Origin of the sequence: Pantoea latae (assembly GCF_002077695.1) — a bacterium.
Taxonomy (GTDB): domain Bacteria; phylum Pseudomonadota; class Gammaproteobacteria; order Enterobacterales; family Enterobacteriaceae; genus Pantoea; species Pantoea latae.
The window spans coordinates 68,201-82,487 of record NZ_MWUE01000019.1; the positions used below are offsets into that span (position 1 = coordinate 68,201).

Consider the following 14,287-nt stretch of genomic DNA (forward strand, 5'->3'; position numbering starts at 1 on the left):
CAGCGAGCATGACAGTTATCGAGCAGGCCGGGGCCTCCTTCAGCGCCGCCACGCGCGGCGTCGCGGAGGAGGCGCAGCAGGTGGTCTCGCTGCCGGAGAGCGTGGTGAGCCTGCACAAGGTGTCGCGCCGCTTCGGCGAGACGCAGGCGCTGAACCAGGTGTCGCTGAAGGTGCGCAAGGGCGAGATCCTCGGCATTATCGGCCGCAGCGGCGCGGGGAAATCGACGCTGATCCGCTGCCTCAACGGCCTGGAGCAGCCCGACGAGGGCGTGATCGAAATCGAAGGCCAGCGCATCACCGGCCTGTCGGAGAAGCAGCTGCAGGCGGTGCGCAGCCGCGTCGGCATGGTGTTTCAGCACTTCAACCTGCTGTCGGCGAAAACCGTGGCGCAAAACGTGGCGCTGCCGCTGAAGATCGCCGGTATGGCGAAGGCGGAGCGCGACCGGCGCGTCGCGGAGCTGCTGGCGCTGGTCGGGCTGGCGGATAAGGCGCGCCACTACCCGGCGGCGCTGTCGGGCGGCCAAAAGCAGCGCGTCGGCATTGCCCGCGCGCTGGCGGCCAGCCCGGCGCTGCTGCTGTGCGACGAGGCGACCTCGGCGCTCGATCCCGAAACCACCCGATCTATCCTCACGCTGCTGAAAGCACTCAATCAGCGGCTCGGCATCACCATCCTGCTGATCACCCATGAGATGGAGGTGATCAAGTCGGTGGCGCATCGCGTGGCGGTGATCGACGCCGGAGAGATTATCGAACAGGGGCCGGTGTGGCAGGTCTTCGCCCATCCACAGAAGGAGCTGACCCGCACGCTGCTGCGCGGACTGCTGCCGCAGCTGCCGGAAAGCATCGCCGCGCGCCTCAGCCAGCAGAAGCAGGGTGAGGCGATCTACAGCGTGCATTTCGCCGGCGAAGAGGCGCAGGGCGAGCTGCTGACGCGCTTCGCCTGCGCCTTGCCCGGCGCGTTTCGCCTGATTCAGGGCGGCGTCGACCATATTCAGCACTACGCGGTGGTGCGCTTCTTTATTGCTATCCCGGCCAGCAACGGCGCCGATGAGCAACGGGTTCTCGCCTGGCTGCATCAGCAGCAGGCTCAGGTGGAAAAGGTGGGCTATGTCGCCAGTTATGTTTGATCTGCTGCTCAACGCGCTGTGGGAAACCGTGATCATGACGGCGATCTCCGGGCTGTTTTCGCTGCTTGCCGGGCTGCCGCTCGGCCTGATCCTGGTGATGACCAGCCCAGGCGGCATCGCCGAACATCGCGGCGTCAATCGCCTGCTCGGCCTGGTCATCAACGGCTTTCGCTCGCTGCCGTTTATTATTTTGCTGGTGGCGCTGATCCCCTTTACCCGCTTTCTGGTCGGCACCTCGCTCGGCACCTGGGCGGCGATTGTGCCGCTGTCGATCACCGCGACGCCCTATTTTGCGCGCGTGGCGGAGGTGTCGCTGCGCGATGTCGATCGCGGGCTGATCGACGCGGTGCGCGCCATGGGCGCCAGCAGGCTGCGCATCGTCTGGGACGTGCTGATCCCGGAAGCGCTGCCGGGCATTCTGGCTGGGTTCGTGGTGACGCTGGTGGCGCTGATCGGCGCGTCGGCGATGGCGGGCGCGATTGGCGCGGGCGGGCTGGGTGACCTGGCGATCCGCTACGGCTATCAGCGTTTTGATACGGCGGTGATGGTAGCGGTGATCGCGGTGCTGATCGTGCTGGTGTGCGGTATTCAGTGGCTGGGGGATCGGCTGGTGGCGCGCATCGACAGGCGCCACTAGGCGCTTGTGCCTTTTCCCGCAATCGATAGCACTATTTCTTTTTAAACATCGGCGCGCTGCGAGCATAAAGTACCTGCAAACAGTGACTTATTACCTCAAGGAGTGCGCTATGCATCTTGCTCGTTTCCCCCGTCTTTCGCTGGGCCATTTTCCCACGCCGCTGGAGCCGCTGCACAATCTGACCCGGCTGCTGGGCGGCCCGCAGCTCTGGATCAAGCGCGACGACAGCACCGGCCTCGCCACGGGCGGCAATAAAACGCGCAAGCTGGAGTTTCTGCTGGCGCAGGCGCTGGCGGAGAAGGCGGATATCGTCATTACTCAGGGCGCAACCCAGTCGAACCACGTGCGTCAGACCATTGCCGGCGCGGGGCGCCTCGGTCTGAAGGCGCAGGTTTTTCTTGAGCAGCGCGTCAGCGACTACGGCGAGGCCTATCAGCGTTCCGGCAACGTGCTGCTCGACAGGCTGCTGGGCGGCGAGATTATCGCCCATCTGCCCAACGGCACGGATATGCAGCAGGCGATGGAGCAGCACGCCGCGCAGCTGCGCGAGCAGGGGCATCGTCCTTACGTGATCCCCGGCGGCGGCTCGAACCCGATCGGCGCGCTTGGCTATGTCGCCTGCGCCCAGGAGCTGCTGTGGCAGTCGTCGGCGCAGCGTCTGCGCATCGATCACGTGGTGCACGCCACCGGCAGCAGCGGCACTCAGGCGGGGCTGGTGGCCGGTCTGTTCGCCAGCAATAGCGGCATTCCGGTGCTCGGCATTAGCGTGCGCGCGCCGAAGGAGAAACAAGAGCAGAACGTCTGGAACCTGGCGTCGCAGACGCTTGAGCTGCTGGAGGTGACGCAGCCGCTGCCGCGCGAGGCGGTGGTGGCCAACAGCGACTACGTTGGCGACGGCTACGGCATTCCCACCTCAGGTACGCTCGAGGCGCTGACGCTGCTGGCGCAGCATGAAGGCATCCTGCTTGATCCAGTCTACTCCGCCAAAGGCTTCGCCGGCCTGGTCGATCTTATTCGTCAGGGCCGCTTCCGCCAGGATGAAAATGTGGTGTTTATCCACACCGGCGGCGCGGCGGGGCTGTTTGGCTATCAGCAGCCGCTGGAGGCGGGATTCGCCCATGGCTGAGCCTTTTCTGCTCGGCGTGCTGGGCGGCATGGGGCCGCTCGCCGCGGTTGATTTTCAGTATCAGCTGCTGCGGGCGGTGAACAGCGCCAGCGACCAGCAGCAGATCCCGATGGCGGTATGGAACGTGCCGCAAATTCCCGATCGCCAGCAGGCGCTGGCGGGTCGCGGCCCGTCGCCGCTGCCGCAGCTGATTGACGGCGTTGAGCGGCTCAACCGCATCGGCGCCAGCCATATCGTTATCGCCTGCAACACCGCGCACCACTGGTTTGAGGCGCTGCAGGCCGCCAGTCGCGCGCCGCTGCTGCATATCGCCGACGCCACGACAGAGGCGGTGGCGGCGCTGTCGCCGACGTCGGTTGGCCTGATCGCCACGCAGGGCACGCTGGACGCTGGCTGGTTCCAGCGCCGCTTTGCGCGGCACAACATCGAGACGCTGCTGCCGACGGCGGCAGAGATGGCGAGCGATTTTGTACCTGGCTGCTATGCGGTGAAGCGCGGCGATGTCGCGGCGGGCGGGGAACAGCTGGCGCGGCTGGCGCAGGCGCTGCTGGATCGCGGCGCCGAGCGGCTGGTGCTGGCCTGCACCGAAGTGCCGCTGGCGCTGCGCGCTATCGGCTGGCAGCCGCCGCGCGCGGCGGTCGATCCGGCGGAGGCGATGGCGGCGGTCTGCGCGCGCCTCTGGCAGCAGCAGCGCTCTACTTAATTACAACATACTTAAATCACGTCACGCGTTCTGCGCGTGCGGCGGCACGCTTTTGCCTGTCGTCAGGACAGTAACAAGGAAAAAACGATGAAAAAGCAGTGGGGATTGATACTTGCGGCCAGCCTGATCAGCGGCGTTAGCCACGGCGCCACGCCGGATGAGGTGCGCATCGCCTACAGCGGCGGCTCGCAGGTCATTATGCTGGCGAAGGCGGACGGCTCGCTGGATAAGGCCTTCGGCACCAAAGTGAACTGGGTGCAGTTCGCCTCGGGCGCGGATGCGCTGAACTACTTCGCCAGCAACGCCATCGATATCGCCAACTTCGGCTCCAGTCCGGCCACGGCGGGGCTGGTGCGCAAGCTGCCGATTGAGATCGTCGGCGTCTCTGGCGTGATCGCCAGCTACGAGCGGCTGATCGGCAAGGAGGGCATTAAGGATCTGCGCGATCTCGAGGGCAAGCGCGTCGGCTATCCGCCGAACTCCACCTCGCAGTATGCGCTGGACGCGGCGATTAAGGTGCATCACCTGGATCGCAGCAAAATCACGCTGCTGCCGCTGCGTCCGGCGGAAATGGTGGCGGCGTGGCAGCGCGGCGACATCGATGCGGGCTACGTCTGGGCGCCGTTTGCGCAGCAGCTGGAGGCAGCGGGCGGCCATCAGGTGTTCGCCACCAAAGAGCTGCAGAAAGATGGCTATCTGATCTACAACAACTATGCGGTGCGTAAAGCCTTCGCCGAGCAGTATCCGCAAATCGTCAGCGCCTTCCTGCGCGTGCACCAGCAGAAGGTGGATGAGTTCCGTCAACATCCGGATCAAGCCGCCGCGACGGTGGCGAAAGAGGTGGGCGCGCCGGTTACTACCGCTGCCAATACCCTTTCCGGGCTGGAGTATCCCTCGATTCAGGAGCAGGCGACGGCGGCCTGGCTGGGCAAGGGCAACGATGCGGACGCCAGCGGTATCGGCCAGGCGCTGAGCAAAACCGCCAGCTTCCTCGCTGAAACCGGCGAAGTGCGCAAGCGCGACATTCCGGCAAACTGGGATGCGGCCATTAACCCGCGCTTTCTGCAGCAAGCGGCGCACGCGGCGCCATGAGGCTGCGTAGCAAAGTCGGCGTCAGCGTACTTTCCGTGACGCTGTTTTTTCTGCTGTGGCAGACGGCGGCGACGCGGCAGTGGGTCGATCCGCTGCTGCTGCCGTCGCTGACCGACATCGGTTTGACCGCGCAGGAGCTGGTGAGTGACGGCTATCGTCAGGTGCCGCTGTGGCAGAACATCGCCGTCAGCCTGGCGCGTTCGCTCGGCGCCTTCGCCTGCGCCATCGCGCTCGGCGTGCCGCTCGGGCTGTTGATGGGCATGTCGGAGCCGCTGGCGGCGGCGCTGAATCCCTTTGTGCAGTTCCTGCGCCCGCTGCCGAAAATCGCTCTGATCCCGCTGGCGGTGGTGTGGCTTGGCATCGGCGAGGCATCAAAGTTTTTCCTGATCTTTATTGCCACCTTTTTAAGCGTGGTGGTCGGCGCCCAGGCGGCGGTAGAGCGGCTGGCGCGCGCCAGGATCCGCGTCGCGCAGACGCTGGGCGCCACCCAACGCCAGATTTTCCTGCGCGTGGTGCTGCCGGACACGCTGCCCGATCTCTTCACCACCGTCCGCCTCTCGATCGGCATCGGCTGGACCTCGCTGATCGCCGCTGAAATGGTGGCAGCTAACTCCGGCCTCGGCTGGATGGTGATCAACGCCAGCGCCTATCTGCGCACCGATATCGTGATGCTCGGCATATTGCTGCTCGGCGGCATCGGCTATCTGCTCGACCTGCTGCTGCTCGGCCTGCAGCGCTGGCTGGTGCCCTGGGCCGGGAGAGACGCATGAACGAACATATCTCTCTACAGCAGGTCACGCTGCGCTTTGAGACGCTGACGGTGCTGGAAAATATCGACCTCAGCCTGACCAAAGGGGAGTTCGTGGTGCTGCTCGGCCCCTCTGGCTGCGGCAAATCCACCATTCTCAACCTGCTGGCGGGCTTTACTCAGCCGCAGCAGGGGCGCGTGCTGTGCGGCGGCGAGCCGGTGCGTCAGCCGCATCCGTCGCGCGGCATGATCTTCCAGCAGCCGAACCTGTTTCCCTGGCTCAACGTGCTGGAGAACGTCACATTTGGCCCGCGCCTGCGCAAGCATAACCGCGCAGAGGTCGACGCCCGCGCGCGCGAATGGCTGGCGCGCGTCGGCCTGGCGGGCTTTGAAGATCACGCGCCCTGGCAGCTTTCCGGCGGCATGAAGCAGCGGGTGGCGCTGGCGCGCGCCTGGCTGCCTGGCCCGGAGGTGCTGCTGCTGGATGAGCCGTTTGGCGCGCTCGACGCGCAGACCCGCATGATGATGCAGGAGCTGCTGCGCGCCGCCTGGCTTGAGACCCAGACCACGCTGCTGTTCGTCACTCATGACGTGGAAGAGGCGCTGTTCCTCGCCGACCGCGTTCTGGTGATGTCGGCGCGTCCAGGCCGCATCGTCGAGGATATCCGGCTGCCGTTTGGCCGCGAGCGGGATATCGAAACCCTGGCCAGCGAGCCGCACTACGGCGATATCAAACATCATGTGTTACAGCGCGTGCGTCAGGAGGCGAAACGCCATCTGGCGCCGCTCAACGAGGGGGAAAGATGACCATGAGTATGCTCCGACAGCAGCTGGAAAACAGCCTGGAAAGGGATGGCGCGCGCTACGTCGCGCTGTCGAAGGCGATCTTCGAACGGCCGGAAACCGGCAACAACGAGTACTTCGCCAGCGAGCAGCTGACGCAGCTGCTGGCGGCGCAGGGCTTTGCGGTGACGCGCAACGTGGCGGGACACGAGACCGCGTTTTATGCCGTGAAAGATAGCGGCAAACCTGGCGCGACGGTTGCCTTTCTCGCCGAGTACGATGCGCTGATCGGCATCGGCCACGCCTGCGGCCATAATCTGATCGGCGTCACCAGCGTGGCGGCGGCGATCGCGCTGGCCGAGACGCTGCCGCAGACCGGCGGCCGCGTGGTGGTATTAGGCACGCCGGCGGAAGAGGGCGGTCTGGCGGGGCCGGGCGGGCCGAAAGGCAACGTGAAAAAACGCTTTGTCGAAGCGGGCCTGCTCGACAGCGTCGATGCGGCGCTGATGGCGCATCCGGCAGGGAAGACGCGGCTTACCGAGGCGACGCTGGCGAATAACCACCTCTATTTTCATTTTTACGGCAGGCCGTCGCACGCCGCCAGCGCGCCGCATGAAGGCCTCAATGCCCTCGACGCGCTGGTGCTGCTCTACAACGGCATCAGCGTGCTGCGCCAGCAGCTGCCGGATGGCGTGCGGGTGCACGGCATTATCACCAACGGCGGCCAGGCGCCGAACGTGATCCCTGAATACGCGGCGGCGCACTACTACATTCGCGCCGACAGTCGCGAGCAGGTAGAGGCGCTTGAGCCGCGTTTGCGCGCCATCGCCGACGGCGTGGCGCTGGCTACCGGCACGCGGGTAGTGATCGATCATCAGGTCGGGCCGCGCGACTTTCTGCTCAATCCTGCCCTTGATGCGCTGCTGCTGGAAGAGCTGACGGCGGCGGGCGAGCAGGTCGACCTGTCGCCTCAGCGCAGCAAGGTCTCCACCGACGCGGGGGATATCAGCCACGCGGTGCCGACGGCGCATCCCTGGCTGAAAATCGGCCCTGACGATCTTATTTTCCATACCGTGCCGTTTCGCGAAGCGGCGAATTCTGAACAGGGCTATCAGGCGCTGATCGTCGGCGCGCGCGTGCTGGCGCGCGTCGGGCTGCGCCTGCTGACCGACGCCGACGCGCTGCAGCGCGTTAAAACGGACTTCACCGCTCAAAGGAGGATCGCATCGTGACGCCATCTCATCGCAGAAAACTGAAAACCCTGGTCGGCGCGGCCAGCGTTATCGCGGCAGGCAACGACAGCGCGCCCGATACCGGCATTAAGCGCGCCATCGCGCTGGCGAAAATCGCCGAGCGCGAGAAGATTACCGGCCTCTTTACCGCCGATCTGCTGCAGGCGGATCCTGCCGGACTGGCGGGCACCACCGGCAGTCAGGATCCGCTGTTGGCGCTGGCGGCGCTGAGTCAGGCCACCTCCCATATCGGCCTGATCGCCACTGTCAGCACCAGCTGGCTGCATCCCTACCATCTGGCGCGCCAGATCGGCACGCTCGATCATCTCAGCGGCGGCCGCGCCGGCTGGAATGCGGTGACCTCATCGGTTGGCGAAGAGAATTTCGGCGAGGGCGCGCTGCCGCCGCCGGAAGCGCGCTATGCACGCGCCAGCGAATTCATTGAGGTCATTAATGCGCTGTTCGACGCCAACCAGCGCGATGCGGTGCAGCGCACCGCCAGCGGCGGCATCAGAATTGATCCTGCGAAGCTAAAGGCGATTCACTATCGCGGCGACTACTTTCAGGTCGCCGGGCCGCTGAACGTGCCGCCGCCGCCGCAGCGTCGGCCGGTTCAGTTCCAGGCCGGGCAGTCAGAGGCGGGCGTTTCGCTCGGCGCGCGCTTTGCCGAGGTGATTTACACCTCGCAGCCGACCTTTGAAGCGGCGCAGACGTTTGTTGCCGACGTGCAGCAGCGCGCGCGGCGTTTCGGTCGTGAACATAACCCGCCGCTGATCATGAACTCTTTCCACGCCATTATCGGCGAGAGCGACGCCGACGTAGCGCGCCGCCTGCGCGAAAAGCATGAGCGCATTAACTATGAGCAGGGCAGACTGCGCGTCGCCGATATGCTGGGCGGCGAACTCGACCTGCGCGATCTGCCGCTCGACCAGCCGCTGCCCGCCGCGCTGATCCCGGCGCTGGCACAGGTGCATCGCCGTCAGGGCCGCGCCGCCATCTTCCGCCGCTTTGCGCTGGAGGGGCTGACGCTGCGCGAGCTGATTATTAAAGCAGAGGAGACCGGCCACTGGTTTACTGCGGGTACGCCGGAAACGCTGGCCGACGCGATCGAACAGCGCTATCAGGCGGGCGTGCTGGATGTGATTTCGCTGCACGGCCTGGGGCAGCCGGATCAAGAGGATTTAATGCTGAACGGGCTGCTGCCGGAATTGCGCAGACGCGATTTGCTGGACGGTGATTATGTAGGGGATGATTTCCGATCGAGCCTGGAGCTGGCGCCGCTGCCGCAGGTTTAATCGCGCTGCGGCGTTTTGATTCGCGCTGCGTGCCTGTTTTATGCTGTATTGCGATATCGAACTGCCGGCTGGCTCGCCCTGTAAGCTTCACGTATAGCTTTCTCAGACAGCCTCGCCAAAAAAGCAAAAAGCCCGCTCAGGTTTCCCTGAGCGGGCTTTTCTAAATCTGGCTCCTCTGACTGGACTCGAACCAGTGACATACGGATTAACAGTCCGCCGTTCTACCGACTGAACTACAGAGGAATCGTTGGAACGGGGCGAATAGTAGCGACGCCGTTCTGGCTTGTCAAAGCACGATTTCACTTTTCCCGACTGAACGCTCGCAAAAGCAGCGGTTTGCCGCTTTTTCAACAGATTCGGCGAGATTTCAAACTGCCAACAGGATCTCACTTTAAACGCATTTCCCCGCAGATGTTAGATGCGTGTCAAAGTTTTGTTATTTGCCGATGTTAAAACAACTGTTTCAGTGCTTTTATGATAAAAATTTCAAAAACAAGATTAATGGAATAAATAAACTGCTTATCATCACGGCCGAAATAATTCGCAAAAAGTGGAACGTGATTTTAAAAATATATCCAGCAGAAACAACAGATTGTAAAAAGGAGGGGTTGGTCACAAAAAAGCGCGAACGCCGAGCCTTACCTCTATAAACAGACCGGAATCCGCCAGCAACGTTGAGTGAATGTAAAAGATATTTTTCATTCGCGGTATCAGCAGCGTCGGCAAGTTAACGACAATAAGGGTTACTCATGAACATCAAAAAAACACTCGCTGTCACGCTGTTAGCCTGCATGTTGCCCGCCGCCGCGATGGCGAAAGATCTCTCCGTTGGCGTCTCGATGGCGCTGTTTGACGACAACTTCCTGACCATCCTGCGCACCGCGATGCAGAAAGAGATGCAGAAAGAGGGCGTGCAGGGACAGCTAGAGGACGCTAAAGGCGATGTCTCGCAGCAGCTGCAGCAGGTGCAGAACTTTATTGGCCAGGGCGTCGACGCCATCATCGTCAATCCGGTGGATACCAACGCCGTCAAGCCGATCATGGACCAGGCCACCAAAGCGGGCATCCCGCTGATCTTCGTTAACCGCCGTCCGCAGGCGGAGCTGACCGACAAAATGGCCTATGTGGGATCGGACTCTGAACTGGCGGGCCGCCTGCAGATGGAAGCGCTGGCGAAGGCGCTGAACGGCAAAGGCAACGTCGCGATTCTGATGGGCGACCTCGCCAACGAATCCACGCGCGACCGTACCAAAGGGGTCGAAGCGGTGGTGGCGAAATATCCCGGTATCAAAGTGGTACAGAAGCAAACCGCAAAATTTATGCGTAACGACGCGGTAGACGTGGTCAGCAACTGGCTGACCGCAGGCGACGATATTCAGGCTATCGCCTCCAACAACGACGAGATGGCTATCGGCGCGCTGCAGGCGCTGGGCAAAAACCCCAACCATATCCTGATCGCCGGCGTGGACGGCACCCCGGACGCGCTGCAGATGCTGAAGAACGGCAAGATGGTCGCCACGGTGTTCCAGGACGCCAAAGGGCAGGGCGAAGGCGCGGTGCAGGCCGCCGTTAAGCTGGCGAAGGGCGAAAAAGTGCAGAAAGTCATCGATATCCCCTATCAGCTGATCACCAAAGATAATATGCAGCAGTTCGTTAACCGTAATCAGAAATAACCGATCCCGACTCAGCCGTACGGAGGTGATGTATGACCGCTTTTGCGCTAGAAGCCGAAGGCATCAGCAAGTTCTTTCCCGGTGTGAAGGCACTCGATAACGTTTCGCTGCGCGTGCGTCCGGGATCGGTACATGCCCTGATGGGCGAGAATGGCGCGGGCAAATCCACTTTAATGAAGTGCCTGATCGGGATGTACCGTCCCGATCGGGGCACCATCCGCATTAAAGGGGAGCCGGTGCAGTTTCAGGACACCATGGACGCCTTGCGTTCCGGCATTTCCATGATCCACCAGGAGCTTAACCTGGTGCCCTACATGACCGTTGCGGAGAATATCTGGCTGGGGCGCGAGCCGATGAAATTTGGCTTTGTCGACCATGGCAGGCTAAATCAGCAGACGCAGACGCTGCTCAATCAGCTTAATATCCGCCTGAAGGCCGATCGGCTGGTGGGCGATCTGAGCATCGCCGCGCAGCAGATGGTGGAAATCGCCAAGGCGGTCTCGTGGAACGCCGATATCGTGATTATGGATGAGCCGACCTCCGCCCTGACCGAAAGCGAAGTGGCGCACCTCTTCACCATCATTCGCGACCTGCGCGAGCAGGGCAAAGCTATTATCTACATCAGCCATAAGATGGATGAGATCTTCGCCATCACTGATGAAATCAGCATCTTCCGCGACGGCAGCTGGGTGGGCAGCAACCACACCGCGCAGTTTACGCGCCAGTCGCTGATCACCCAGATGGTGGGGCGCGAACTGACGCAGCTCTTTCCCAAGTTCAACAACGCCATCGGCGAAGAGGTGCTGACGGTGCGCAACCTCAGCAGCAAAGATCGCTTTCATGACGTCAGCTTCAGCGTGCGGCGCGGCGAGATCCTCGGCGTTGCCGGTCTGGTCGGCGCGGGACGCAGCGAGGTGATGGAAAGTCTGTTTGGCATGGAGGGCATCGACAGCGGCGAAGTGCTGATCGACGGCGTGCCGGTCAACATCGACTCGCCTTCCACGGCGATCGAAAAGGGCATGGCCTTTTTAACCGAAGACCGCAAAAAGTCGGGGCTGTTTCTGGTGCTGTCGGTGATGGAGAACATGAGCATCGTCAACATGCCGGAGTACAGCGGCAAAAGTGGCTTCGTCAGCCACGTCAAGATGGCGCAGGACTGTATGGATCAGATCCGTCGGCTGAATATCAAAACCCCGACCATGGATCAGATCATCAACAACCTGAGCGGCGGCAACCAGCAGAAGGTGCTGATCGCCCGCTGGCTGCTGGCGCAGCCGAAAATCCTGATCCTCGATGAACCGACGCGCGGTATCGACGTCGGCGCGAAAGCGGAAATTTACCGTCTGATCTCTGAACTGGCCAACCGTGGCGTGGCCATCATCATGGTGTCGTCGGAACTGCCGGAAATCCTCGGCATGAGCGACCGCGTGATGGTGATGCATCAGGGACGTATTACCGGCATCCTCGATAAAGAAGAGGCCGACCAGGAAACCATTTTGTCGCTGGCATCCGAATGAGGCGCGAGACAACCATGAGCAACATGAAAGTGACAGCCACTCCGGCAACTGAACAGTCGTCATTCTTCGGTAATCTGCGGCATAAACTGCCGAAGGATACCGGCATCTTTATCGTGATGGTCGGCATCGCGCTGATCTTCGAACTGGCCGGCTGGTACGTACGCGACCAGTCGTTTCTGATGAACACCAACCGCCTGATCCTGATTGTGCTGCAGGTGGCGATTATCGGCGTGATCGCGGTCGGCGTGACGCAGGTCATTATTACCACCGGCATCGATCTCTCCTCGGGATCGGTGATTGCGCTGACTGCGGTGGTCGCCGCCAGCCTGGCGCAAACTTCCGACAGCCTGTCGCCGATGTTTCCGTCGCTGGTGAACATGCCTGCGGTGGTGCCGATTGGCGCCGGCATCGGCGTCGGCCTGCTGTGCGGCCTGGTGAACGGCGTGCTGATCACCCGGACCGGCATTCCGCCCTTTATTGCCACGCTGGGCATGATGGTGTCGGCGCGCGGTCTGGCGCAGTATTACACCCAGGGCAATCCAATTAGCTTCCTCTCCGATGGGTTTACCTCTATCGGCCAGGGCGCGATGCCGGTGATTATTTTCCTGGTGGTGGCGCTGGTGTTCCACATTGCCCTGAAACATACCCGCTACGGCAAATATGTTTACGCGATCGGCGGCAATATGACCTCGGCCAAAGTCTCCGGCATCAACGTCAATAAGTATCTGGTGATCGTCTATACCATCGCCGGCGCGCTCTCCGGGCTGGCGGGCGTGGTGCTGGCGGCGCGCGTCAGCAGCGGCCAGTCAAGCATGGGGATGGCCTACGAGCTAGATGCTATCGCCGCGGCCGTCATCGGCGGCAGCAGCCTGATGGGCGGCGTCGGGCGTATTACCGGCACGCTGATTGGCGCGGTGATCCTCGGCCTGATCAAAAGCGGCTTCACCTTTGTTGGCGTCGATGCCTACGTGCAGGACATTATTAAGGGCATCATTATTGTGGCGGCTGTCTCTATCGATATGCATCGCAACCGTAAAAAACGCTGATCTTCCCCGCCGCTGGCCTGCTCGCTCGCCTGAGTCGAGCAGGCTTTTCGTGAGCTGGATAAGTTTTACTGCTGGATAACCGCGCTTTTTCCGTTTCTCCCCGCTGAGCCATCACTTTTATGCACGTCTGGCACGCAGGTGCTGCACCACTGAAGTGCACTGGCCTCTGCAACGCTGGTCATCAGGCCATTCCCACCGCTTATTACCTCTTTATGAGTAATCAGAAACGCTTATTTTTCGGGTTGTTAGGATTTTTCTACAGCCACCGCGTCGGTGCCGCGCGAAAAGTGGCCTGCTAATTGCAATTTGTTTACTACGAGGCCAGCAGGCCACAAGAACAGATGTTATTGGCATTCGGGGAAAGTGACGGAGGCAAGATGAATTTAAGACGACTGAAGTACTTTGTAAAAATCGTCGATATTGGCAGTTTGACGCAGGCGGCTGAAGTGCTGCACATCGCGCAACCTGCGCTCAGTCAACAGGTGGCCACGCTGGAGAATGAACTCGATCAGCAGCTGTTGATCCGCACCAAGCGCGGCGTCACGCCGACCGAAGCCGGTAAAATTCTCTATGCGCATGCGCGGACGATTTTACGCCAGTGCGAACAGGCGCAGACGGCGGTGATCAACGCCGGACAGGCGCTGAGCGGACAGGTTTCCATCGGCATGGCGCCGGGCACGGCGGCGTCGTCGCTGACCATGCCGCTGCTGCAAACGGTACGCGAGCAGCATCCAGACATCCTGGTCTATCTGCATGAGAACAGCGGCGCGTCGCTGAATGAGAAGATCATGAACGGCCAGCTTGATATGGCGGTGCTCTATGACCGCGCGCCGACCGCGGGCATCACCAGCATGCCGCTAATGAAAGAAGAGCTTTATTTAGTGGGCGCGACCGACTGTCCGGGCGCGTCGGTCGATTTAGCCGAGGTGGCGCAGATGAGCCTGTTCCTGCCGCGTGATTACAGCGCGGTGCGCAAGCGGGTCGACGAGGCGTTCTCGCTGCGTCGTCTCAGCGCGCGCATTATCGGCGAGATCGAGTCGCTGTCGATGCTGACCGCCGCCGTCGCCAGCGGCATGGGCGTAACGGTGCTGCCGGAATCCGCCGCGCGTTCGCTGGTGGGATCGACGCAGGCCTGGATGGCGCGCATCAACAGCCCGGCGCTGAATCTGCCGCTGTCGCTGAACGTCTCGGCGCGTCTGCCGCTGTCGCCTTCTGCGCAGGCGGTAAAAGATATTTTGCTGTCGCTGCTGACCAAACCGATGGCGGAAGAGCGCGCGCTGCTGTTAGTGAGCTAGTCAGCCAGGATAA

General features: G+C 62.1%; 13 protein-coding genes and 1 tRNA gene. 13 read left to right on the forward strand and 1 reads right to left on the reverse strand.

Annotation, left to right across the window (positions count from 1 at the left end; genetic code table 11):
- Positions 1-8: 8 nt before the first annotated feature.
- The 9 genes from B2J69_RS13490 (at position 9) to B2J69_RS13530 (ending at position 8,743) form a co-directional block, all read left to right on the forward strand.
- Positions 9-1,127 (forward strand): methionine ABC transporter ATP-binding protein, encoded by a 1,119-nt coding sequence (locus B2J69_RS13490; protein WP_081139991.1) that lies wholly within the window; start codon positions 9-11, stop codon positions 1,125-1,127.
- The gene (locus B2J69_RS13495) at positions 1,108-1,764 is read left to right on the forward strand and encodes a methionine ABC transporter permease (protein ID WP_081139993.1); all 657 of its coding nucleotides are present in this window, start codon (positions 1,108-1,110) and stop codon (positions 1,762-1,764) included. Before B2J69_RS13490 ends, B2J69_RS13495 begins: the two co-directional genes overlap by 20 nt.
- A gap of 109 nt (positions 1,765-1,873) precedes the next feature.
- Positions 1,874-2,890, forward strand: coding sequence for a D-cysteate sulfo-lyase (cuyA, locus tag B2J69_RS13500; protein WP_081139995.1), 1,017 nt, complete (start codon positions 1,874-1,876; stop codon positions 2,888-2,890).
- On the forward strand, positions 2,883-3,593 hold the full coding sequence (gene cuyB / locus B2J69_RS13505; RefSeq protein ID WP_081139997.1) for a cysteate racemase: 711 nt from the start codon (positions 2,883-2,885) through the stop codon (positions 3,591-3,593). The genes cuyA and cuyB overlap by 8 nt, the downstream gene beginning before the upstream one ends.
- A gap of 87 nt (positions 3,594-3,680) precedes the next feature.
- On the forward strand, positions 3,681-4,685 hold the full coding sequence (locus tag B2J69_RS13510; protein ID WP_081139999.1) for a taurine ABC transporter substrate-binding protein: 1,005 nt from the start codon (positions 3,681-3,683) through the stop codon (positions 4,683-4,685).
- Positions 4,682-5,455, forward strand: a complete 774-nt coding sequence (locus B2J69_RS13515) for an ABC transporter permease (RefSeq protein WP_081140001.1) — start codon at positions 4,682-4,684, stop codon at positions 5,453-5,455. Before B2J69_RS13510 ends, B2J69_RS13515 begins: the two co-directional genes overlap by 4 nt.
- Complete coding sequence (locus B2J69_RS13520; RefSeq protein WP_081140004.1) at positions 5,452-6,240, forward strand: ABC transporter ATP-binding protein; 789 nt, start codon at positions 5,452-5,454, stop codon at positions 6,238-6,240. Before B2J69_RS13515 ends, B2J69_RS13520 begins: the two co-directional genes overlap by 4 nt.
- Positions 6,237-7,448, forward strand: coding sequence for a M20 family metallopeptidase (locus B2J69_RS13525; RefSeq protein WP_081140006.1), 1,212 nt, complete (start codon positions 6,237-6,239; stop codon positions 7,446-7,448). The genes B2J69_RS13520 and B2J69_RS13525 overlap by 4 nt, the downstream gene beginning before the upstream one ends.
- Complete coding sequence (locus B2J69_RS13530; protein WP_081140009.1) at positions 7,445-8,743, forward strand: NtaA/DmoA family FMN-dependent monooxygenase; 1,299 nt, start codon at positions 7,445-7,447, stop codon at positions 8,741-8,743. The genes B2J69_RS13525 and B2J69_RS13530 overlap by 4 nt, the downstream gene beginning before the upstream one ends.
- A gap of 167 nt (positions 8,744-8,910) precedes the next feature.
- On the opposite strand, the gene B2J69_RS13535 is transcribed toward B2J69_RS13530, so the two are convergent.
- Positions 8,911-8,986, reverse strand: a tRNA-Asn gene (locus B2J69_RS13535).
- A gap of 506 nt (positions 8,987-9,492) precedes the next feature.
- On the opposite strand from B2J69_RS13535, the gene B2J69_RS13540 reads away from it, so the two are divergent.
- The 4 genes from B2J69_RS13540 (at position 9,493) to nac (ending at position 14,274) form a co-directional block, all read left to right on the forward strand.
- Complete coding sequence (locus B2J69_RS13540; protein WP_081140011.1) at positions 9,493-10,416, forward strand: sugar ABC transporter substrate-binding protein; 924 nt, start codon at positions 9,493-9,495, stop codon at positions 10,414-10,416.
- A gap of 32 nt (positions 10,417-10,448) precedes the next feature.
- Positions 10,449-11,933: a sugar ABC transporter ATP-binding protein gene (locus B2J69_RS13545; protein WP_081140013.1), complete on the forward strand. Its 1,485-nt coding sequence runs from the start codon at positions 10,449-10,451 to the stop codon at positions 11,931-11,933.
- 23 nt (positions 11,934-11,956) lie between these two features.
- Entirely contained in the window at positions 11,957-12,979 is a 1,023-nt protein-coding gene (locus tag B2J69_RS13550) for an ABC transporter permease (RefSeq protein WP_174580909.1), read from the forward strand.
- A 377-nt stretch (positions 12,980-13,356) separates the two neighbouring features.
- Entirely contained in the window at positions 13,357-14,274 is a 918-nt protein-coding gene (gene nac / locus B2J69_RS13555; protein ID WP_081140015.1) for a nitrogen assimilation transcriptional regulator NAC, read from the forward strand.
- Positions 14,275-14,287: the final 13 nt, after the last annotated feature.

Excerpts from the sequence above, each read along its gene's own strand:
- B2J69_RS13495 (WP_081139993.1), top strand. The coding sequence starts at position 1,108 with ATGTCGCCAGTTATGTTTGATCTGCTGCTCAACGCGCTGTGGGAAACC.
- B2J69_RS13510 (WP_081139999.1), top strand. The coding sequence starts at position 3,681 with ATGAAAAAGCAGTGGGGATTGATACTTGCGGCCAGCCTGATCAGCGGC.
- cuyA (WP_081139995.1), top strand. The coding sequence starts at position 1,874 with ATGCATCTTGCTCGTTTCCCCCGTCTTTCGCTGGGCCATTTTCCCACG.
- B2J69_RS13525 (WP_081140006.1), top strand. The coding sequence starts at position 6,237 with ATGACCATGAGTATGCTCCGACAGCAGCTGGAAAACAGCCTGGAAAGG.
- B2J69_RS13550 (WP_174580909.1), top strand. The coding sequence starts at position 11,957 with ATGAAAGTGACAGCCACTCCGGCAACTGAACAGTCGTCATTCTTCGGT.
- B2J69_RS13545 (WP_081140013.1), top strand. The coding sequence starts at position 10,449 with ATGACCGCTTTTGCGCTAGAAGCCGAAGGCATCAGCAAGTTCTTTCCC.
- B2J69_RS13540 (WP_081140011.1), top strand. The coding sequence starts at position 9,493 with ATGAACATCAAAAAAACACTCGCTGTCACGCTGTTAGCCTGCATGTTG.
- cuyB (WP_081139997.1), top strand. The coding sequence starts at position 2,883 with ATGGCTGAGCCTTTTCTGCTCGGCGTGCTGGGCGGCATGGGGCCGCTC.
- B2J69_RS13515 (WP_081140001.1), top strand. The coding sequence starts at position 4,682 with ATGAGGCTGCGTAGCAAAGTCGGCGTCAGCGTACTTTCCGTGACGCTG.
- B2J69_RS13520 (WP_081140004.1), top strand. The coding sequence starts at position 5,452 with ATGAACGAACATATCTCTCTACAGCAGGTCACGCTGCGCTTTGAGACG.
- B2J69_RS13490 (WP_081139991.1), top strand. The coding sequence starts at position 9 with ATGACAGTTATCGAGCAGGCCGGGGCCTCCTTCAGCGCCGCCACGCGC.
- nac (WP_081140015.1), top strand. The coding sequence starts at position 13,357 with ATGAATTTAAGACGACTGAAGTACTTTGTAAAAATCGTCGATATTGGC.